The organism is Pseudomonas sp. GW821-FHT04C07 (assembly GCF_059420325.1).
Map to the genome: position 1 here is coordinate 75,977 of NZ_JBWKTM010000015.1, position 19,723 is coordinate 95,699.

General features: G+C 54.5%; 18 protein-coding genes and 2 pseudogenes. 9 read left to right on the plus strand and 11 right to left on the minus strand.

Annotated features, from left to right (window positions below):
• Positions 1–319: 319 nt before the first annotated feature.
• Positions 320–613, minus strand: coding sequence for a hypothetical protein (locus AC07UI_RS24175; RefSeq protein ID WP_494994877.1), 294 nt, complete (start codon positions 611–613; stop codon positions 320–322).
• 113 nt (positions 614–726) lie between these two features.
• Here AC07UI_RS24175 and AC07UI_RS24180 point away from each other — a divergent pair, with 113 nt between their 5' ends.
• Genes AC07UI_RS24180 through AC07UI_RS24210 form a run of 7 tightly spaced genes read left to right on the plus strand, consistent with a single transcriptional unit; the run spans position 727 to position 6,928 of the window.
• The gene (locus AC07UI_RS24180) at positions 727–1,671 is read left to right on the plus strand and encodes a fatty acid desaturase (protein WP_494994955.1); all 945 of its coding nucleotides are present in this window, start codon (positions 727–729) and stop codon (positions 1,669–1,671) included.
• Entirely contained in the window at positions 1,589–2,734 is a 1,146-nt protein-coding gene (locus AC07UI_RS24185) for an ABC transporter ATP-binding protein (RefSeq protein WP_494994878.1), read from the plus strand. The genes AC07UI_RS24180 and AC07UI_RS24185 overlap by 83 nt, the downstream gene beginning before the upstream one ends.
• A complete protein-coding gene (locus AC07UI_RS24190) occupies positions 2,731–3,360 on the plus strand; it encodes an ABC transporter permease (protein ID WP_494994879.1) in 630 nt (209 codons plus the stop codon). The genes AC07UI_RS24185 and AC07UI_RS24190 overlap by 4 nt, the downstream gene beginning before the upstream one ends.
• Positions 3,360–4,043: an ABC transporter permease gene (locus tag AC07UI_RS24195; protein ID WP_494994880.1), complete on the plus strand. Its 684-nt coding sequence runs from the start codon at positions 3,360–3,362 to the stop codon at positions 4,041–4,043. The genes AC07UI_RS24190 and AC07UI_RS24195 overlap by 1 nt, the downstream gene beginning before the upstream one ends.
• Before the next feature lie 49 nt (positions 4,044–4,092).
• On the plus strand, positions 4,093–4,998 hold the full coding sequence (locus tag AC07UI_RS24200) for an ABC transporter substrate-binding protein (RefSeq protein WP_494994881.1): 906 nt from the start codon (positions 4,093–4,095) through the stop codon (positions 4,996–4,998).
• Positions 4,999–5,034: 36 nt separating this feature from the next.
• Entirely contained in the window at positions 5,035–6,363 is a 1,329-nt protein-coding gene (locus AC07UI_RS24205) for an LLM class flavin-dependent oxidoreductase (protein ID WP_494994882.1), read from the plus strand.
• A 43-nt stretch (positions 6,364–6,406) separates the two neighbouring features.
• The gene (locus tag AC07UI_RS24210) at positions 6,407–6,928 is read left to right on the plus strand and encodes a substrate-binding domain-containing protein (RefSeq protein ID WP_494994883.1); all 522 of its coding nucleotides are present in this window, start codon (positions 6,407–6,409) and stop codon (positions 6,926–6,928) included.
• 508 nt (positions 6,929–7,436) lie between these two features.
• On the opposite strand, the gene AC07UI_RS24215 is transcribed toward AC07UI_RS24210, so the two are convergent.
• The 4 genes from AC07UI_RS24215 to AC07UI_RS24230 form a co-directional block, all read right to left on the minus strand.
• Positions 7,437–8,459 (minus strand): transketolase family protein, encoded by a 1,023-nt coding sequence (locus tag AC07UI_RS24215; protein ID WP_494994884.1) that lies wholly within the window; start codon positions 8,457–8,459, stop codon positions 7,437–7,439.
• Positions 8,456–9,304: a transketolase gene (locus tag AC07UI_RS24220; RefSeq protein WP_494994885.1), complete on the minus strand. Its 849-nt coding sequence runs from the start codon at positions 9,302–9,304 to the stop codon at positions 8,456–8,458. Before AC07UI_RS24220 ends, AC07UI_RS24215 begins: the two co-directional genes overlap by 4 nt.
• A gap of 17 nt (positions 9,305–9,321) precedes the next feature.
• Positions 9,322–10,620, minus strand: a complete 1,299-nt coding sequence (locus AC07UI_RS24225) for an MFS transporter (RefSeq protein ID WP_494994886.1) — start codon at positions 10,618–10,620, stop codon at positions 9,322–9,324.
• A gap of 98 nt (positions 10,621–10,718) precedes the next feature.
• Positions 10,719–11,468 (minus strand): SDR family NAD(P)-dependent oxidoreductase, encoded by a 750-nt coding sequence (locus tag AC07UI_RS24230; RefSeq protein WP_494994887.1) that lies wholly within the window; start codon positions 11,466–11,468, stop codon positions 10,719–10,721.
• Positions 11,469–11,666: 198 nt separating this feature from the next.
• On the opposite strand from AC07UI_RS24230, the gene AC07UI_RS24235 reads away from it, so the two are divergent.
• Complete coding sequence (locus AC07UI_RS24235; protein ID WP_494994888.1) at positions 11,667–12,581, plus strand: LysR substrate-binding domain-containing protein; 915 nt, start codon at positions 11,667–11,669, stop codon at positions 12,579–12,581.
• A 553-nt stretch (positions 12,582–13,134) separates the two neighbouring features.
• Positions 13,135–13,590, plus strand: a pseudogene (locus tag AC07UI_RS24240) (tyrosine-type recombinase/integrase); the annotation flags it as partial.
• 96 nt (positions 13,591–13,686) lie between these two features.
• Here the strand turns inward: AC07UI_RS24240 and AC07UI_RS24245 are convergent.
• The 6 genes and pseudogenes from AC07UI_RS24245 to AC07UI_RS24270 form a co-directional block, all read right to left on the minus strand.
• Positions 13,687–13,821: pseudogene (locus tag AC07UI_RS24245) on the minus strand (methyltransferase domain-containing protein); the annotation flags it as partial.
• A gap of 54 nt (positions 13,822–13,875) precedes the next feature.
• Positions 13,876–14,814, minus strand: a complete 939-nt coding sequence (locus AC07UI_RS24250) for a carbohydrate kinase family protein (RefSeq protein ID WP_494994889.1) — start codon at positions 14,812–14,814, stop codon at positions 13,876–13,878.
• A gap of 131 nt (positions 14,815–14,945) precedes the next feature.
• Positions 14,946–15,584, minus strand: coding sequence for a nucleoside/nucleotide kinase family protein (locus AC07UI_RS24255; protein WP_494994890.1), 639 nt, complete (start codon positions 15,582–15,584; stop codon positions 14,946–14,948).
• Between the two features lie 164 nt (positions 15,585–15,748).
• Positions 15,749–16,675: an ABC transporter substrate-binding protein gene (locus AC07UI_RS24260; protein ID WP_218537081.1), complete on the minus strand. Its 927-nt coding sequence runs from the start codon at positions 16,673–16,675 to the stop codon at positions 15,749–15,751.
• A 43-nt stretch (positions 16,676–16,718) separates the two neighbouring features.
• Positions 16,719–17,741 (minus strand): ABC transporter permease subunit, encoded by a 1,023-nt coding sequence (locus AC07UI_RS24265; RefSeq protein ID WP_223484890.1) that lies wholly within the window; start codon positions 17,739–17,741, stop codon positions 16,719–16,721.
• Positions 17,738–19,297, minus strand: coding sequence for a sugar ABC transporter ATP-binding protein (locus tag AC07UI_RS24270; protein ID WP_494994891.1), 1,560 nt, complete (start codon positions 19,295–19,297; stop codon positions 17,738–17,740). Before AC07UI_RS24270 ends, AC07UI_RS24265 begins: the two co-directional genes overlap by 4 nt.
• Positions 19,298–19,723 lie beyond the last annotated feature (426 nt).

The window sequence follows — 19,723 nt, forward strand, 5'->3', positions numbered from 1 at the left end:
CTTATTGCGGAGTGGAGAGTGTGATGCCACACAGGATTTAGTCTGAAGGGATCAGAGGTCTAGCCTCGGATGTTACGGGGGCGAGATCGAATTCTGCTGTTGAGTGGCGTTGACATGACCACCTCAACGCCACTCAACATCCACTCAAAACAGAGTTGTGTTGCGGTGTGGCCCTTGCATTTACGCGCAGGCTACATAAGGTCGCGACTTGACGTCTTGGAGCAGGCAAGTCCGGAACGGGGAGGTATGTGGCTCAGCGCTTATTTGTTTTTGGAATAAGCATAATAAAATATATTCTTTGATCGTATTAGTCTCCATGCTACCTTGCTGTCACCGGACTGCCGGATATGTTCAATCCTATTCTTTTGGTACGACTATGTCCGGCGCCCGAATCTTCCAAATCAGCCTTGAGGCTCTGTCGCATGACGGAGCCCATGCAGCGATTTCTTACGCCGGCAATATCCGCATCAGTCCTTTTTCTTCCATTGCCGTTCCATTCGTTACAGGCAAACCTCTCCCCTGTCAGGCCAACAGCGAAGCCTGCAGTGCAATCAGCGAAGGCTTGGCGTTTCTGCTCTACGCCATGTGAATAATCGCTGTTGGGCACTTCCATACCGTTAGCCTAGCCAATCCTCTTCAGGTAATACCCGGTCCCATGGGGTTGTAGCTTGACGCGTGAGTGATTGGGCTTCTGTTCCGAGCAAGATCTATCGCGACTTACAACAAATGCCAAACTATTTGGATGAAGCTCATCGAGCTGAAATCGTTAAGCTGAGCACTACCGTAACGAGTAAAACTGAATGGCCCACCTGGCTTTTGTTAGTCGGGTTCTATCTGGCCTGGGCATTTATTGTTTTTTATGGGGGCGTACTTGGCGAAGTATTCAGCCTTGTCCTATTGGTTCCACTGGTTGTGCTCTGGATGTCGATTCAGCATGAGCTTATCCACGGTCATCCAACGCGTTGGCCTGGCATAAATAAAGCCTTGGGATTTCTGCCATTTGCCGTGTGGTACCCCTACGACATTTATAGAGACACACATTTGGCGCATCACCACGACGAGGTATTGACGGTGCCGGGTCAAGATCCGGAAAGTCGTTATGTCACCGGTGCTTTTTGGTTGCGCTCGCCTCGGTATATCAGAACGTTGTTATGGGTAAACAAGACCTTGGGTGGTCGTTTGCTTATGGGCGCGCCGTTGGCGGTAATAGCTCTCGTGGGCAGTGAGATTGGAGGACTATTTCACACCGGGCGAATCGCTTGGCGGATGTGGGCTGCTCATATACTAAGTGTTGGCGTAGTGCTGGCTCTGGTTGAGCAATACAGCGCCATCAGTGCCATACAGTACATATTCTTAGTTTCGCTGCCGGCCTTGTCGATTGCCATGATCAGGTCGTTTTACGAACATCGTCCGTCAACGCTTCCGGAACACCGCACAGTTATCAATGAATCATCAGGGCTGTTGAGTTGGCTGTTTCTTAACCTCAATCTTCACTTGGTTCATCACGATCTTCCCGGTTTGCCCTGGTTTTACTTACCCCGGGTGTATAGAGCCAGGCGTAAACAATGGATCGCTCGAAACAACGGCTATGTCATTCACGGCTACTTCCAATTATTGCATCGGCATCTGGTCAATCCCGTGGATTGTCCTCGCCATCCTGCCAGGCACTAAAAATACCAAAGCTAATCTGGGCGTCGGAAAAATGATACGTTTTGAAGCCATCAAGAAAACTCATAAGGGCAGCCCGCGAATGGCCGTGAGCGATTTAACGCTTCATGTTCGGGAGGGGGAGATCTGCGTATTTGTCGGGCCAAGCGGGTGTGGCAAAACGACCATCTTGCGAATGATCAATAGGCTGGACACCCAGGACAGTGGTCGCATCTGTGTCAATGGGGTCGCGACCGATGAGCTTGACGTCGTTACGCTACGCCGCGGCATTGGTTTCATGATGCAGAGCGCAGCCTTATTCCCTCACCAGACGGTTGCCGAAAATATTGGCGCGGTACCGCGGCTCTTGGGCTGGAGCAAACATAAAATCTGCCAGCGCGTGAGCGAGCTCATTTCCCTGGTTGGACTTCAGCCCGAATTTCTTGACCGGTATCCTAATCAGCTGTCGGGCGGGCAGCAAAGTCGTGTCGCTCTGGCGAGGGCATTGGCCTCGGACCCACCGGTTGTATTGATGGACGAACCCTTTGCCGCGCTTGATCCGGTGATACGCGAGCGACTGCAGGATGAACTGGTTGCGCTTCAGAGGCGTTTGCATAAAACCATTATTCTGGTGACCCACGATATGGAGGAGGCCATCAAGATTGGTGACCGGATTGCCATCTTCGAGGGCGAAGGAAAGCTTGTTCAGTTCGACACACCTCACAATATCCTTGCCCATCCTGCCAGCGACTTCGTGAGGAATTTCGTCGGCAAGGATCCGCTGTTAAAAAGACTGTCGCTGATGAAGGTTTCTGATCTTCCAGCGGATGAAGTCGATTGCGAATTCAAACTCCTACTGGATGATAAATCCAATCCGTTGAAATGGATCAGTGAATCGAATGTACCTGTTCCCGAGCTTACAACGGTGTCGAACAATGACTCGTTGCATCACGCACTGGTTAAAATCTTAACGGCTCCGATCGGTGTGGTTGTTCGAGTGGACGAGGCGGGCGGTTACGAAGGTTGCCTCTCGATTGCCAGCCTTCACAGCGCACTCAATGAGCGCCGCTTCGGAAGTGCGCAATGATTGACTGGTCCTGGATCGTTGAAAACTGGCAGCAGATCGGCCAGCTGTTATTTGATCATATTCAGCTGGTGACCTTGGGCCTGTGTATAGGGATGCTATTAGCGGGCGCAATGGTGCTCTTGACGTTGTGGCAGCCAGGATTGGCGCGCCCCATGATTTATGTCAGCGGCATACTCTTTACCATTCCGTCCCTGGCGCTGTTTATTTTGATAATGCCTTTTACCGGTTTATCCAAGACGACGGCGGTCATTGGTTTGAGCCTGTATTCCTTGCTTATTGTGTTGCAGAACACCTTGGCGGGGCTTGCGAGTAATCCCCCGGACGTATTGGAAGAAGCCCGTGCGCTAGGGTATACGCGCATGCAGAGATTCCTCGGGGTTGAACTTCCACTGGCGCTGCCTTCGTTATTGGCAGGCTTGCGAACGACCTCGGTTACATTGGTGGGGCTGGTGACCGTTACTGCCTTGATTGGTCAAGGCGGATTAGGCCAGATGTTCATTGCCGGGCTGGCTCAAAGTTTCACTACGCCTGTGGCGGTCAGCCTAGTCCTGACGGTGATGTTGGCGTTATGTTTTGATTTTCTGTTTTATTCAATAAATAAATGGCTGGTCCCTTGGGTGCGCTGATGAGCATGATCGCAGGTGTCTACCTTTGGTTTTCTCTTCCTGACAATTGGTTGGGTGAAAACGGAATACTAACTCGGCTGGCAGAGCATATTTATTATGTGTCTTTGAGCCTGGCTATTGCTTGTGCAATAGCGTTGCCGCTCGGCGTACTTCTGGCTAACTACCGCAAAGGCGCGCAGGTGGCGATAGGGCTGTTCAATATTGGGCGAGCATTACCTTCTCTGGGTATTGTGATACTTGCAATCATGCTCATTGGCTATGAAACCAGCACGGTGATTATCGCATTGGTGACCATGAGCATCCCGCCGATATTAACCAATACCTATGTTGGAATCGATCAGGTGGATTCGTCTCTGAAACAGGCTGCCAGATCGATGGGGATGTGCAGATGGCAGATGTTTATTCAGCTCGAGTTGCCGCTGGCTTTTCCGCTGATCTTTTCTGGATTTCGATCAGCCCTGGTGCAACTTATCGCAACAGCCACCATCGCTGCGTATGCAGGGTTCGGCGGGCTGGGCAGGTTTCTTATTGATGGACTGGGCCGAAATGATACGCCGCAAATTATTGGCGGCGCACTGATGGTGTCGGCACTTGCGATTGTCAGCGAGTGGGTTTGTTCAATGATAGAAACACTCATGGTTAGAAAATGGCGGGCGGGGAATGTTGAACTAAGCGCTACATGACCAGGGGCATTTGAAAGTGCGTATTAACTTTGCAGAGGTGCAGACCCAAATGAAAAACAAACAACGTTCGAAGGCTCGCTCAGTGCACTCGGTTTCATTGTTGCTGGGGCTAGGCTTGCTGGTTGGCAGCACGTTTGCCAATGCTCAGTCCATCACCATTGGAGGGGCCAATTTTTCCGAGCAGACGATTCTCGCCAACATCTATGCGTCAGCCTTGAAAAATGAAGGGATAGACGTCAAGACCCGACTCAATCTGGGGAACCGCCAGATCATCGCCCAGGCGCTGGAAAACGGGGATATAGACGTCGTACCCGAATACATAGGATCACTGTTGAGTTTCTATGACGACAAGACCGCCCTGACCACCCCAAAGGAGATCCTCAGCGCTTTGCAACAGAAGTTGCCGGCGGACCTCCAGCTGCTTGAGCCTTCGTCCGCGGGCTCCATTACCGCTTGGGCCGTCACCCGAAAAACCGCAGAAAAGTACAACTTGCACACCTTGTCCGACCTGGCGCCCGTCTCGGGTGATTTCACGCTGGGCGGGCCTCCCGAAGTCGCCACTGCTGCATTGGGCCTGCCCGGGTTGAAGGCGGTCTACGGCATCAACTTCAAGAGCATCAAATCGCTGGACATGGGCGGGCCCTTGTCGCGGCTGGCGTTGAACTCAGGCGCTATCGACGTCGCCACGGTGGTCTCCACGCAAGGCATCCTGGCTAAGGAGCCTTGGGTTGTCCTCGAGGACGACAAGCACCAACAGCCCCTGCAAAACATCACGCCACTGGGTCGCAAGGCGTTGCTAACCCCAGAAGTCACCCAGGTGCTCAACGAGGTCTCTGCAAAACTGACCGATGACGACCTCAAGCAACTCAATCGCCTTGTTGATATCGATCACAAGGATCCCGCAAAAGTCGCGGCGCAGTGGGTCGCCGAACATACCGTCAAGACGGCCCAGTGAAAATGAATGCGACGTCGGTAAGGTCGCGGAGGCGTTATGTCCAATAAAAGTATGATTTTGAATTTGTTCTTTTTTAACCCCCAAGGAGATCATCGTTTTTCCTGGCGCCACCCGCTGTCACCGACCCAGGAAATATTCACGCTCAAGTACTACGTAAAACTGGTGCAGGCGGCCGAGGCGGCGAAGTTCGATGCGGTTTTTGTCGCGGATCACGTCGCGGTCTGGGACTCCGTGGCCAGTGGGTTGAGGCACTATGCCAACGCCCGCCTTGAACCTATTACGCTCTTGTCCGCACTGGCTGCCGTGACTGATCACATTGGTCTGATGGGCACCGCTTCAACTTCCTATAACGAGCCGTTCAACCTCGCGCGATATTTTGCTTCGTTGGACTATCTCAGCGCAGGGCGAGCCAGCTGGAATATCGTGACTTCCTGGCTGGAAGAAGAGGCTTCGAATTTCGGATTGTCAGGCGTGACGAAGCACGGCGATCGTTATCTGCGGGCCGAGGAATTCATCCATGTCGTCAAGCAGCTTTGGGACTCCTGGGAAGACGGTGCGCTTGAATTTGACAAGGGTACCGGCGACTTTGCCGATTCGTCGAAGATTCACCCGATCAATCACAAAGGCGCACATTTCAGCGTACGTGGGCCGCTTAATGTGCCGCGTCCACCTCAGGGACATCCGGTCCTTGCCCAGGCGGGGTCTTCTGAAGCGGGCAAGAACCTGGCCGCTGCGCATGCGGACGTGCACTTCTGTTTCATCAATTCGGTCGAAGAGGGACTGGCGTATAGGGCCGATTTGAATCGCCGACTCGAGTTGAAGGGCAGGCATTCCAGTGACCTGAAAATCATTACCGGCGTGCTTCCGGTGGTTCTGGAGGATGAGACTGAGGAGGAGCGACGCCGGCAACTGGAGGACAGCCTCATCATCGATGCCGTGGCGATCGATCTGGTCTCCAGTTACACCCGTCTCGACTTGACAGGACTTTCGCCGGACAGCCCATTGCCAGCTTTGCCCGATGAATCTGAGTTCGATGGCATTCGAACTGAGCTGGCCCTGCTCAAGAAGTACGATACTTCCTTGTCTATCCGCGAAATAGGGCGCCGGTTGGTCAAGAGCTCCAGTACCTGGCTGCTGATCGGAACGGCGGAACACATTGCCGATAAGCTTTCGGCGTTATACGAATCGAATGCCGTTGATGGCTACAACCTCATGTTTCCGTTTTTGCCGACGGACTTCGAAGCCTTCACACGCGGCGTGGTGCCTTTGCTGCAAGCCAAAGGGGTTTTCCGCAAGGAATATGAACCTGGGACGCTGAGGGACCGCTTGGGCTTGAAAAGGCCTGTTAACAGCTTCTTGCTGTGATCTGGGGCCAAGCGCTAATCACATCCCCTGACTGGATTTTCATATGACCAGCGATCTTTCCATGTACCTCGCTCCTGCCAGGGTTTTACAGGCACAAGAGGCCTGGCTCCAATGCGTCCTGGAGATCTTGGGCGAGCGCCGTGAGCAAAAGCCGATCGTTGATCCAGCGCCCCATTGGCTTTCCCCGGATCTCTTGTTATCCCAGACCTGTGGTTATCCATTCATCACGTCACTGCGGGGAAAGGTGAGACTGGTAGGGCGCCCGAGTTATGAGCTTACCCATAGCTCGGGTGGTGACCATTGCAGTTTGCTGCTCTGCAGAGCTGATTCGGCCGTGACTGATCTGGTGGGTTTCCAGGGCAGCCATGGGCTGATCAATGCCCGGGATTCCAACTCTGGAATGAATTTACTGCGCCACACGCTGGCAGGGATCAACGAGCGTGGTTTTTTCTCGAAACTAACCTTCACCGGATCGCACAGGGAGAGCATTCGAAGGCTGAAGTTCGTGGGGGCTGAGAATCGTCTCATTCGATCATATGCTGTCTGGCAAGCGACTCCTCTGTGAGTGCTCCAAAGCGTTCCATGAAAACGCTATGGCGAATTTGGAAGCTGGGGGATATCACAGGTCACGCGTTGCGTGAGTACATTTCAACGTGCGACTACGGAACGGGCCTGTGCCACTTGTGTATTGCTAAGGCGGCCGCTGAAGACGAAAGGTACGGTCCTAGTATTGAGACCAATTATGAAAGCTACCTCGATCAGGTGATGTTTGATCTGAAGGTAGATCAGAGAACCGCTCGCGCTGAGGTGATGCATGTACTGGGGTTAAGCCGGTGGCGGCGGGAGTCCGCATTGTACGGCTTGGTACGGGAGATTTTTCCTGATCATCAGGTTTTGCGTGAGGCTACTCCGGAGTGGCTTGGCAGGATGAGACTCGACATTTACCTACCAGAGCTGGGACTCGCTATTGAGCATCAAGGAGAGCAGCACTACCGGCCTCTAAAGGTCTTAGTTCGCCTGCTTCAACGAGGGCCGCTAAAGGGCACCTGTTTTCAGGTGCCTCTACGTTGCTGCTACAGCCAGCTTTTGATTTGGGTGCAAACGGCTTGAGTTGAAATACCGTAACGATCATGCAGTGTCGGCAAAGCTCCGGCGTCGAGGAACGCGTCAGGTAAAGCTATTTGTCTGAAGGTTGGAGTAACGCCGTTACGTAGCAAGACAGTCGCAACAGCCTCGCCCAATCCACCGATAATGGAGCTGTTTTCTGCAGTCACTACCAGACGACCAGGCTTCCTGGCTTCAGAAAGGATGGTTTGCTCATCCAGTGGTTTGATCGTCGGCACGTGCAACACGGCGACATCAACGCCGTCAGCCTGCAGTTCTTTGGCCGCTTCCAATGCGCGCATCGTCATCAAGCCGGTGGAGATGATCAGCACATCATTGCCGGTGCGCAGGGTCTTGGCCTTGCCGATCTCGAATTTGTAGCCGTATTCGTCCAGCACCAGGGGCACATTCCCGCGCAACAAGCGCATATAGACAGGCCCTTGGTGAGCCGCGATGGCGGGTACCGCCTGTTCGATTTCCAGCGCATCGCACGGATCGACGATCATTAGGTTGGGCATCGCACGGAAGATCGCCAGGTCGTCCGTGGCCTGATGGCTCGGGCCGTAGCCGGTGGTGAGACCAGGCAAACCACAGACGATTTTGACGTTGAGGTTTTCCTCGGCAATCGCCATGCAGATGAAGTCGTAGGCGCGACGGGAGGCGAAAACCGCGTAGGTGGTGGCGAAGGGAACGAAGCCCTCCCGAGCCATCCCCGCCGCCGCACTCATCAGCAGTTGCTCAGCCATGCCCATTTGATAGAAGCGATCTGGATGCGCCTTGGCGAAGATGTGCAGGTCGGTGTACTTGGACAAGTCGGCGGACATGCCGACGATATCCGGACGCTGATCCGCCAGCGCGGCTAACGCATGCCCGAAAGGTGCCGACTTGGTGGCTTGGCCTTCGGAGGCGATCGAGGCGATCATCGCCGAGGTGGTGAGGCGTTTTTTTGCCGGTTCGCCCTTCGAGGTCGGAGTGTTGGCCGCGTTACTCATTGTTTTTTTCCTTCTTCAAGGTTGTTCAGTGCCAGATCCCATTCGTGTTCTTCCACGCGGATGAAATGTGTCTTTTCGCGGGTTTCCAGAAACGGCACGCCCTTGCCCATGCGGGTATCGCAGATGATGACGCGTGGTTGGGTTCCAGGATGGCTGCGCGCGGCGTCGAATGCGGTGACCAATGCATCAAGATCATTGCCATCGACCCGCTGGGTGAACCAGCCAAACGCCTGCCAGCGATCGACGATCGGCTCGAACGACAGGATTTCACTTGAATAGCCATCGGCCTGTTGATTGTTGACGTCGACAATCGCGATCAGGTTGTCGAGTTTCCAATGCGAAGCCGACATCACGGCTTCCCAGGTCGAGCCTTCATTCAGCTCGCCGTCCGACAACAGGTTGTAGACGAAGGAGGGCGACCCTTTGCGTTTGAGGCCCAGACAAGCACCTACCGCAATCCCTAAACCTTGGCCAAGGGAGCCCCCCGTGATCTCCATTCCCGGGGTGTAGGTGGCCATGCCCGACATTGGCAGGCGACTGTCATCCGATCCGTAGGTTTCCAGCTCATCTACCGGGATAATTTCGGCTTCGATCAAGGCCGCATACAGCGCAATCGCATAGTGACCAATTGAGAGATAGAAGCGATCACGCTCCTCCCATTCAGGATCTTCGGGGTGATAGTTCAGCGCATGGAAATACGAGACAGCCAGCAAGTCGGCGGCACCGAGGGCCTGGCCAACGTATCCTTGCCCTTGGACTTGACCCATTCGCAGTGCATGGCGGCGGATGTTATACGCGCGCTCCACCAATGTTTTGGATGAAGCGAGTGAAGGATTGGTAGTCATGATGAAACTCCGTTAACTCAACGATTAACCAAGGCGGCGGGGATGCGCAGTACCAATAGAGCACCGCCGACCAGAACGCCGGTGATCAGGTACATGCCAATAGCGCTGGAGCCTGTCAGCGTGGTGATCCAGCCAATCAGGTAAGGCGAGCAGAAGCCGGCGAGGTTGGCGAAGCTGTTGACCGCCGCGATGCCTGCGGCGGCTGAGACGCCACCAAGCAGCGTGGTGGGTAACATCCAAAACATCGACGTCGCGGATAAAATTCCGGAAGCGGCCAGGCAAAGACTCAGAATAGAGAGCATCACATTTCCGCCCATCAGAGCAGCCAGGCTCAGCCCGATAGCACCCGCGATCATCGGTACAATGAGGTGCCAGCGGCGCTCGCGATGTTTGTCGCCACTGCGTCCGGCATACAGCATGGCCACAATTGCGCAGAGGTAGGGCAGGCTGGTCAGCACGCCGATTTTCATCGGGTCGGACACCCCTGCGTTACGCACCAGGGTCGGCAGCCAAAAGGTAATTGCGTACTGTCCCATCACGACACAGAAGTAGATGGCGGCCAGTAACCAGAGACGACGGTCGCGGATGAATTCGCCCACAGAGGCATGGGTGACTTTTTTCTGGTCATCCTCGGCCAACTCACGGGTGATCAGCGCCTTTTCATCGTCGTTGAGCCAGCCGGCTTGATACACGCCATCCTTGAGATAGCTCAACACCAGCAGTCCAACCACGACTGTGGGTATAGCCTCCAGCACGAACATCCATTGCCATCCGGCCCAGCCGTGCATACCAGCGAAGTGGGTCATGATCCAGCCGGAGAGAGGGCCACCCACCATGCCTGACAGCGGAATGGCGATAAACCACAACACGGTCATGCGCGCACGACGGTAGGACGGAAACCAGTAGGTCAGATACAACAACAGACCCGGCGCCAGCCCTGCTTCTGCAATGCCAAGCAGAAAGCGCAAGGCATAGAATTGCCATGCGGTTTCAACGAAGGCGAACAGGGCAGACACGATGCCCCAGGTGATCATGATGCGCGCGATCCAGACCCGCGCACCGACCTTGTGCAAGATGATGTTGCTGGGGACTTCGCAAAGGAAGTAGCCGATGAAGAACATGCCTGCGCCCAGCCCGTAGACCGTTTCGCTGAGCGCCAGATCGTTCATCATTTGCAACTTGGCAAAGCCTACATTGACTCGATCCAGATAGGCGCACAGGTAACACAGCATCAGAAAGGGCATCAGGCGCCACGCGGTTTTCCGGTAGGCGTTGGAGCGCACGGTCGAAACCGCTTCGAGCGACAGGGTTGTCATGATGGTCTGATCTCTTGTTTTTATTGACCGCCAGGCAATAGGGCCCGGCTGCGTCGTCGATCCAGATCCGCACGGGCCGCGAGGCCCGCCAGGTGTTGTCAGTGAATCAGCATGCCGCCGTTCACATCCAGGGTGATGCCAGTCAGGTAGGAGGATAGGTCGCTGGCCAGAAATAGCGCCGCATTGGCCACATCCTGCGCCTCGCCCAGGCGACCCAACGGGATGCCGTCGATGATCGCGTGGCGGCGTTCGTCCTGCATCAGGCCGCCGGTGATGTCGGTGTGGATCAGGCCGGGGGCGATGGAGTTGACGCGAACCTTGTCCGGCCCCAGTTCCCGCGCCATGGCCTTGGCCAGGCCCAGCACGCCGGCCTTGGCGGCGCTGTAATGAGGGCCACCGAAAATGCCGCCGCCGCGTTGAGCGGAGACCGACGACATGCACACGATGCTGCCGCTCGACTGCTGGCGCATCATCGGAATGACCGCCTGCGACATGAGCAGGGTGCCGCGCAGGCTGACGTCCAGCACCTTGTTGTAATCCGAAGGGCGGATGTCCAGGGTCTTGAGGGGTTGGGTGATACCGGCGTTGTTGACGAGAATGTCGATGCGACCGAAGTGCTCGATGATTTTGGCGACGGCCTGCTGGACTTGCGATTCGTCTGCGACGTTGGCGGCGAGGCCGAGATGACCTTCGCCCAGGGATGCGGCGGCATCCCGTGCGGCGGATTCGTCCAGATCGAGGATCACGACAAGTGCGCCTTGTTGCGCGAAGGTCGTTGCAGTAGCGCGGCCGATGCCACGTGCGGAAGCTGCACCGGTGATGATCGCGACTTTGCCTTGAAGAAGCATGGAAGAGTACCTCTGATTGTTTTTATTGGGTCGATCCACGAAGAACCGATGACTCAGCTTGTTCTCCACGCTGACCCTGAGCAATAACGCGAATGTCACTTGATGCTGAAAAAAATTCAGCACTCGCCAATGGGCTCTCCCGATGTTTGAATAGCTGCATGCCCGGCCCACGCCACTTGCAGCGGAATAACAATAATCATGAGTACACCTGGCGATGCACCTCCGATCCTGCCACCCCTGAAAGCCATTCAGGCCTTTGAACAGACCGCACGCTTCGGTAACGTCGCCCGCGCCGCCGAATTGCTTGACCTGACACCCTCGGCGGTCAGTCACCAGTTGGCCAAACTGGAGGCAATGATCGGCCGCCAGCTGTTTCTCAGAACGGCCAGGGGCGTGACATTGACCCCGGTCGGTGAGCAATACCTCACCGAGGTTTCCGGCATCCTGCACAGTCTGGCGGTGGCGACCGAACGGGCCACCAGCGATGTCAGCCTGGATTGCCTGCGGTTGCACTCGTCGCCCAGTTTCGGCCTGTTGTGGTTGATGCCGCGCCTCGAACAGTTTCGCCAGAGTCATCCCGACATCCAGCTCAACCTTTCGTGCTCCTACGAATCGCTGCATTTCAGTCGCGACAAGATCGATGTGGACATCCGCCACGGCATGCCCAACTGGCCCAGCTACGAAGTGCGGACGATTCGCAATGAACAGATTGCAGTCATGGCTTCCCCGAAGCTGCTGGAAAAACACCCGATCCGGACCGCTGCGGATTTGCTGGACAGCCAGTTGATCCTGTCGGAGGCCACGCTGATCAAGTGGCCGCAGTTGTTTGCCCAACATGGTGTGTCACGCCCCGAGAAGCCCTACACCCTAAGCTTCGATCGTTCCTACATGACGCTGGAGGCTGCCAGCCACGGGCTCGGCTTTGCCCTCGAAAGCACCTTGCTGGCGCAGGACTATCTCGCACGCGGTGCGTTGGTAGAGGTAGCGCCGGAGCTGAGCGCTTCGATTACTGCACACCACTTGGTTTTCCCAAGGGCCCACGCACACTTCCCTCGGGTCAGACGATTCCTGGAATGGATGCAGAAAGAGTTGGGGCATGATTTTAGTTACTGAATGTCAGTTAGGTGCGAGGAGCTCCGATACCATGTTCATCAAGAGTCCATCGACGGCGAGGCCGCTTTTGCGGCGTTCGATATTTGGAGTGGTGTTCGATCGGGCGATGTCGTTTTTGAATCGCCACGATAAACGAGAGAACACAGCTGATCGACGTACCTCCGACCATCGCGGCAATCGTGTGGAAAATGATACTCACGGCCTGATAGCTGCTTCTCCGCGTGGCTGTAGAAAGCACTCGGTAGCGCGACTCGGACTTATGTTCTTCTCGTTCTTGACATGCCCTCCGAACAAGTCCAAAAATGAGCCCATTCCCACTGAGGGGATATTACAAAACCTTTAGATTTCAATGGGTCGGACGCTAGATGAGAGTCTCGTTTCCCGCTCCAATTATTGCGCTGCAGAGTTCCACAGAATTCTGTAAGTGATTGAAATCAGGACCGTCGGGTCCTTTTTTCGTTCCGACGGGAATTGCTGAAGTCCAGCACCATCCAGTGCTTTTAAGTCCTAAATTGAGTCTCGAATGAGAGTCTTGAATTCGGACAAGCACTGTCGCCGTGATGAGGCGCGTGCTTTGGTTGCCCAGGGCATCAACCCTTATGAGCATCGTAAACAGCAGCGTCGCGCAGTTCGTAGCGCAGCGGAGCACACTTTTGAAGCAGTGTTTGATCAGTGGGTCGAGTTCCGCAGGCTGAGCCTCAAGGAAGGTCGCCAGAGCACGCTTCCGCAGATCTTGAGAATCTTCAAAAAAACCTCCTGCCAACGCACGGCCGGCTGTCCATCTACGACATTAATCGCCACGACCAGTTCGACTTGCTAAGCGGAATCGAACAACGCGAGGCGTTAACGACAGCGGAAAAATGTCGGACCTGGTTCAAGCAATTACTCCGATACGCCTTGGTGAAGGTTGAGGGGCTTGGCCAAAATTCCGCGTCGGACCTTGATGTGGTAGCGCTTCCCAAGCCCCCTGTCACACAATCTCTTTCTCCGTATGAACGAGTTGCCTGCGCCCGGGGTTTTCCCGAAACATTGCGCAACCTCAAAGAGGTATCGCCCACCGCCTACCTGACCTTACATTCGACAAATCACCTTCATCCATACGAGACGGAGATTGCACGGTGGTCCTCGCGCTATCCGACCAGGTCGCGTCGCCATCTACGCCGATCACCTTGATAGTCCGTTCAGCCAGCGCCCGCAACAGCCAGCCTTCGGCACAGCCCAAGTCAAGCGGCGGTGGTGGGGCCGACTTGCTCGCGAAAACTGCAATGCCCGCGATACAGATCCCGACCAGATATCAATCCAACTGATGTCGATAAGGCAAGTCCGGCCCGGTCTTGCCGCAGGTCAGGGCGGCGGCGCTGACGGCGAAGGTGAGCATCGCGTCGATCTGTTCGCGACTCAAGCGCTGCAAACCCTCCACTGAATCCAGCTGCTGTTCGGTCAGCCAGGCGATTAATGCCGCTTGGAAGGTGTCGCCGGCGCCTACGGTATCAGCCATCACCACCACGCAGGCCGGCGCCGACCAACTGCCATGGCGGCGGCTGAATACCGTTGCTCCCTGGCCGCCACGAGTGAGGAATACCAGCTGGCAGCGGTGTTCCAGCCAGTCATGGATCACGCTCTGCGGGTTACGCTCGGGGTAGAGCAGGTTCAGGTCCTCGTCGCTGACCTTGATCAGGTCGGCATGCTCGACCAGAGTGTTGATGCGTTCGCGCCACAGTTCGATATTCGGTTCTGGGTTGAGTCGCACGTTGGGGTCGAGGCTGATCAGGCGTTTGCCGCTTTCCCGGCGGACCAGGGCCAGCAGGGTGTCGGCAATCGGCTGCACCACCAGCGAGAACGAGCCGATATGCAACCCACGCACCTCAGCGCCTAATTCAGGTAAATGCCCCGGCAACAGCTGGCGATCGGCACAACCTTCGCCTCGGAAGCTGTAATGCGGCGAGCCGTCGGCACCGACGGCGACCATCGCCAGGGTGGTCGGTGCGTCGAAGTCCTGCAGGTAGTCCGGGCGCACGCCTTCCTCCTGCAGCACTTGCTGTAAACGCCGGCCGAGGTAGTCGCTGGACAGCCCGGCGAACAGCGCCACGTCGATGCCCAGACGGCGCAAGCCGACGGCGACGTTGAACGGCGAACCACCGGCAATCGCTTTGTAGTTCACTTTTGAAGCTTGAACGTTGACGTCGTTTTCACTGAAGAAATCGAACAGCGCTTCACCACATACCAGATACATAGTCATTCGCTCTTTAAAGGTTCGCTACAAGTTGTTAATAGCGTTCGTAGGCCTGTTAGCGTTGAAAAGCTAGCCAAGCAAAGCGCTTGGTTAACGGCGTGATTCTTTCTCAAAAGAGAGGAAGTGGGATCTTAATTTGTGATCGTGAAGTCAGCGATATTGCTGGCCGAAATCACAATGTCGGCATTCGGAAGGTCGTTGCGATGAACTTTTTCATAGGAAGTAGACTCATCGAAACCCAATGATCGCCATCGATCAAGCAGGCGCGCTTCCAGGGTTTTGCGGTCAGCCTGCAGCATTATGGTGGCGTCAAAACAGTCTCTTAAGGACGACCATGGGGCGAGGTCTAATAGAAGGTAGTTTCCTTCCACGATGAGATATTTCACGTCAGAGGAAATCAATTGTCCTGCAGCACGGGATATCTCCAGGATTCGATCGAATACCGGAACGGCAACCGCTGGTTCGTTGTTCGCACGAAGCCGTAGCAGCAGACTCCTGAAGCCACCCACATCGAATGTATCAGGTGAGCCCTTACGATCTAAAAGGTTCAAGGATCCAAGAACCGCATCATCGTAATGAAAGCCATCTCCGGGAACAACAGCTGCGCTCCCCGGCATAACGCTATTAAGAGCCTCTACCAAGGCCTGAGAGACGGTGGACTTACCGGCACCAGGCGGCCCCGCTAGCGCAACGACAATTCGATTCCCAGACAGGGCCTTAACGTAGTTGAGTAGCTCTGTACTTACTATTGTGTTTGTTTTGGTAAACATGCCAAATCTCTCCTCAGCAGCCGTCGCTCAGGTTTCCCGTAGGTTCGCCCCTCTAGGGATTTTCATGCCGTTCGGCCGCTGCGAGCAACTCGCAGCAGCCATTCCCCGCATTAAAGAGGTGGGACCCCTATGTCATTTGACTCAATCGCTCAGTGGTCAATTGGTCAGTGGTCAGCTTGCCAGCCTTTGTACTCCATGACGTTGGCTCGTGTTACCAGTGAGGGTTGAAGCAGTACCGTTGTGCTTTCCAAAGATTTGCCATTCAACAGGTCATAACCCATCGTTACGGCCTGTTGTGCCTGGCCCCAAGGGGATTGCGAGGCGGATGCCTGGATCTGTGTATCGCTTTTGAGCGCAGTCTCTATATCGGGAGCTCCATCCACCGATGCGATAATGATGCCTTTGCGCTTGAGTTGTTTTGCTGCCAGGTCTGCACCTATGGCCTGGGGGTCATTGATCGCGAACACCGCGTCGACTTTTGCAAAGCGAGTCAAGTCGCCTTGCATCACGCTGTAGCCACCTTCGCGCGAGCCTTTGGCATCCTGATTATCAGACAGTACTTTGATATCGGGTGCCTGCGCGAATACACTCTTACAGCCATTGACTCGGTCCAAGACTGCTGAAGTTTGCGTACCATTCTGGATAATAACGTTACCCTTGCCACCCAGTTTCTCAGCGATGTACTGACATACAATCCTGCCGGCTTCGACGTTATCGGTCTGTACCGTGGCGTTGGCACCTTGCACCATGACATCTACGCCCACAACCACTATGCCTGCCTTCCTTGCTTTCGCAATCGCAGGCGCGATTGCGACAGGGTCGACGGCGTTGACAAGAATCAAGTCTACGCCCGAAGAAATGAAGTTATCGATTTGAGTGAACTGCTTATTCAAATCGTAATCTGCCGACACTGAGATAAATTTTGCGGCGGGATTGATATGCAGTGCCTCGGCTTTGGCGCCATCTACCATCGCTACAAAGTAAGGATTACCCAGCGAGCCAACAGTTATCCCGACGGATTTCAACTCTCGCGCTTGAGCGCTGCTAAATGCCAGTAGTGTACAAACAGCGGTAAATATTATTTTTTTCATGAGCACTGTCTCTTGTTATTGGAGTGTGGGGGGTATATATGATTCAGGTTCGTGCACCTGACTGCCGAAAGCGATCGAGGGCTACCGCTCCGATGATGACAACACCTTTGATAATGTATTGCCAGATATCCGAGACTCCCAGCAATATCAGGCCATTGGAAAGTGTAGCGATAATCAGGGCGCCAATTAGCGTACCGACGATAGTGCCGACGCCTCCTGTAAAGCGCGTGCCTCCCAGAATAACGGCGGCGATAGCGTCGAGTTCATAAGACTGTCCCATTTGCAGTCCATTAGCAGCCATCAGTCGAGCGGAAGTCATGATGGCCCCCACGCCCGCCAACAAACCGGACAGGGCATAAGTAAATAACAGGACTTTCCAGACTTTGATTCCCGACAACCGTGCGGCCTCAGGATTACCGCCCACTGCGTAAATCTGTACGCCTAACACCGTACGTCGAAGAATAACCCACGAAAGAGTAACCACGACTACCGCGATTACAACCAGCCATGGCACCCCGAACAACGTATCGTTTCCAATGTAAGCAAAGGACAGGTCGGGATTGAAAACCGTTTTGTCTTCGCCGATGAGGCGTGCGATTCCACGCATCGCAGTCAAACCGCCTAGCGTGACTATAAATGCCGGTAGCTTTCCAAACGCGACCAATACACCATTGACGAGCCCTAGCAGCAGTCCGACTCCAAGCCCCGCAGCGATGGCCAGGGGAGCAAAACCCGGAACTTGCGATACCAATAGCGCCACTACTGCGGAAACAGCCAGAATCGAACCAACCGAAAGGTCGATTCCACCTGTCAAAATCACGAAAGTCAGACCTGACGCCAATACCACATTGATAGAGGCTTGCTGACTGATGATTGAGAAATTCTGGACCGAGAAAAAGCTCTCGCTCATCAGGCCAAAGCCTACACAAAGGAGTAACAACACGGGTAGCATGCCCGCCACTCTCATCAGTTGGCGCATTTTATCCTGCGTGGAAACTCCGGCGATGCTTCGTACATCAGGCGCGGTGAAGTCACTTGCTACTTTGCTTTGCAGTGGGGAAGTCATTGGACTAAGTCTCCGTTGGCTAGAGTCAACCTGTCGCTGCCTGTGGCAAACGCGATAATGGCTTCAGGTGTGATATCAAGACCGCTATGGCCACCGAGTTCGGTGACAAGTTTACCTTCACACATGACCAGTACACGGTCGGCAATTCCAACGATCTCTGGTAGTTCACTTGAAATTATCACTACGCAAACGCCGGATGCTGCTAATGCATTGATGATTTTATATATTTCTGATTTAGCCCCAATGTCGACACCCGATGTAGGCTCGTCGAGGAACAATACCCTGGGCTTCATCTCCAGCAAACGAGCCAGCAAAACTTTTTGCTGGTTGCCTCCAGACAGCGCTCCAACATTGATATCTGAGGACGCTTTGATATTGAGTGCCTGGATTGCTTGTTCGGTACGTCCAGTTCCGGCCGTTCGGTCCACAAACCCCGCAAGTCGAGCATCACTTCCCACAACACATACATTGATATTGTCGTGGACACTCATGTCGAGAAAAAGGCCCAGCGCTTTGCGGTCTTCTGTCAGATAGGCGATGCCTGCATTACCTGCATCGCGAGGAGAGCGTATGACTACAACTTCGCCGTCCATTTCAATCTTTCCGCCTGAGTGTGCATCGATACCTGCGATTAATCGGGCAAGTTCGGTTCTCCCTGAGCCCACCAGTCCTGCAATCCCGAGAATTTCGCCGGCATACAGATCGAAACTGCAATCTTGAATATTGAAGTCATCTGTAAGATTGCGAACACGTAGTATCGGTTGCTCGTAAGAGCACAAAGAACGCTCATGGGCGTAGAAGCCGGAAACATCGCGGCCAACCATCATCCGGACCAGGGTTTCAGCTGACAGCGTGACGCGATCCAGCGAACCAACGTAACGACCGTCCCGGAGCACCGAAACACAATCGGACAATGCGTATATCTCGGCCATTCGATGGCTGATATAGATGATCGCGACGCCATCATCACGTAGCTGCCGAATCAATGTAAAAAGACTTTCGGTCTCTTTTGTGGATAGCGGCGTTGTAGGCTCGTCCATCACCAGGATTCGCGTATCGGCATGAATTGCACGCGCGATTTCAACAAGTTGTTGGTCCGCAATCGACAAGGTGCCGACCAGTGCGTGCGGATCAAATGTGACGCCAAGTCGCTTTAGTACTACGAGCGCGCCTTCGGTCATTGCCTTGCGGTTTATAACTCCACATCGACGAATCTCTCTACCCAGGTAGATGTTCTCCACCACGCTCATATTTGCGCACAAGCTGAGCTCTTGATAGATGACGGATATGCCATGGCGCTTCGCATCGTTCACGCCATAGTTTCGAATATCACATCCGTCGATTCGTATAGTGCCACTGTCGGCGACATAGGCCCCCGATAGTATTTTCATCAGAGTGGATTTTCCGGCGCCGTTTTCGCCCATTAGCGCGTGGATTTGTCCAGGGAAAATACTGAGGTCAATATCATGCAGGACGCGCACCCCATTGAATGACTTCGAGATGGAATGCATTTCCAATAGGGCAGGAGGGGGGCTTTCAGATCCAGTGCTCAGCATAGCTGTTAACTCCTTATCTACCGATTTGAGAGGCAGTTGAAACCTCTCATCGGTGTTCTTGTTTGAGCAACATAGTCGAAAGGAAAGCGCTTGCGCAAGCGCTTTCCTTTTCGTTCGAGGAATTCTCCAAAAAGCACTTCAACGTCCATTCCCTAGGGAAGCCCCGATCAAAGAGCACATGAAAAGGATGTTAGAAAAGCGCTTGCGCAAGCGCTTTCGTCTCGGCTATGCTTTTTTCAACAAGCGCTGCTGCGTCCATCAATTGGTTCGCAGGATGATCGCTACGATAATAAAAAGGAGTGCCCGGCTATGCTGCATAGCGGATTCCACCATCTCGATTCACAGACTTCAGATGCGCTGCGCATCTCGCTGGGTCTTTCACGAAATTGCGGGCTCGCCCCGGCATCAATTCCGAGAGCCATCGAC

Coding starts and splice junctions, on each gene's coding strand:
- AC07UI_RS24200 (WP_494994881.1), top strand. CDS start 4,093: ATGAAAAACAAACAACGTTCGAAGGCTCGCTCAGTGCACTCGGTTTCA.
- AC07UI_RS24220 (WP_494994885.1), bottom strand. CDS start 9,304: ATGACTACCAATCCTTCACTCGCTTCATCCAAAACATTGGTGGAGCGC.
- AC07UI_RS24225 (WP_494994886.1), bottom strand. CDS start 10,620: ATGACAACCCTGTCGCTCGAAGCGGTTTCGACCGTGCGCTCCAACGCC.
- AC07UI_RS24205 (WP_494994882.1), top strand. CDS start 5,035: ATGTCCAATAAAAGTATGATTTTGAATTTGTTCTTTTTTAACCCCCAA.
- AC07UI_RS24210 (WP_494994883.1), top strand. CDS start 6,407: ATGACCAGCGATCTTTCCATGTACCTCGCTCCTGCCAGGGTTTTACAG.
- AC07UI_RS24190 (WP_494994879.1), top strand. CDS start 2,731: ATGATTGACTGGTCCTGGATCGTTGAAAACTGGCAGCAGATCGGCCAG.
- AC07UI_RS24260 (WP_218537081.1), bottom strand. CDS start 16,675: ATGAAAAAAATAATATTTACCGCTGTTTGTACACTACTGGCATTTAGC.
- AC07UI_RS24230 (WP_494994887.1), bottom strand. CDS start 11,468: ATGCTTCTTCAAGGCAAAGTCGCGATCATCACCGGTGCAGCTTCCGCA.
- AC07UI_RS24180 (WP_494994955.1), top strand. CDS start 727: ATGCCAAACTATTTGGATGAAGCTCATCGAGCTGAAATCGTTAAGCTG.
- AC07UI_RS24265 (WP_223484890.1), bottom strand. CDS start 17,741: ATGACTTCCCCACTGCAAAGCAAAGTAGCAAGTGACTTCACCGCGCCT.
- AC07UI_RS24270 (WP_494994891.1), bottom strand. CDS start 19,297: ATGCTGAGCACTGGATCTGAAAGCCCCCCTCCTGCCCTATTGGAAATG.
- AC07UI_RS24195 (WP_494994880.1), top strand. CDS start 3,360: ATGAGCATGATCGCAGGTGTCTACCTTTGGTTTTCTCTTCCTGACAAT.
- AC07UI_RS24255 (WP_494994890.1), bottom strand. CDS start 15,584: ATGTTTACCAAAACAAACACAATAGTAAGTACAGAGCTACTCAACTAC.
- AC07UI_RS24175 (WP_494994877.1), bottom strand. CDS start 613: ATGGAAGTGCCCAACAGCGATTATTCACATGGCGTAGAGCAGAAACGC.
- AC07UI_RS24215 (WP_494994884.1), bottom strand. CDS start 8,459: ATGAGTAACGCGGCCAACACTCCGACCTCGAAGGGCGAACCGGCAAAA.
- AC07UI_RS24185 (WP_494994878.1), top strand. CDS start 1,589: ATGTCATTCACGGCTACTTCCAATTATTGCATCGGCATCTGGTCAATC.
- AC07UI_RS24235 (WP_494994888.1), top strand. CDS start 11,667: ATGAGTACACCTGGCGATGCACCTCCGATCCTGCCACCCCTGAAAGCC.
- AC07UI_RS24250 (WP_494994889.1), bottom strand. CDS start 14,814: ATGTATCTGGTATGTGGTGAAGCGCTGTTCGATTTCTTCAGTGAAAAC.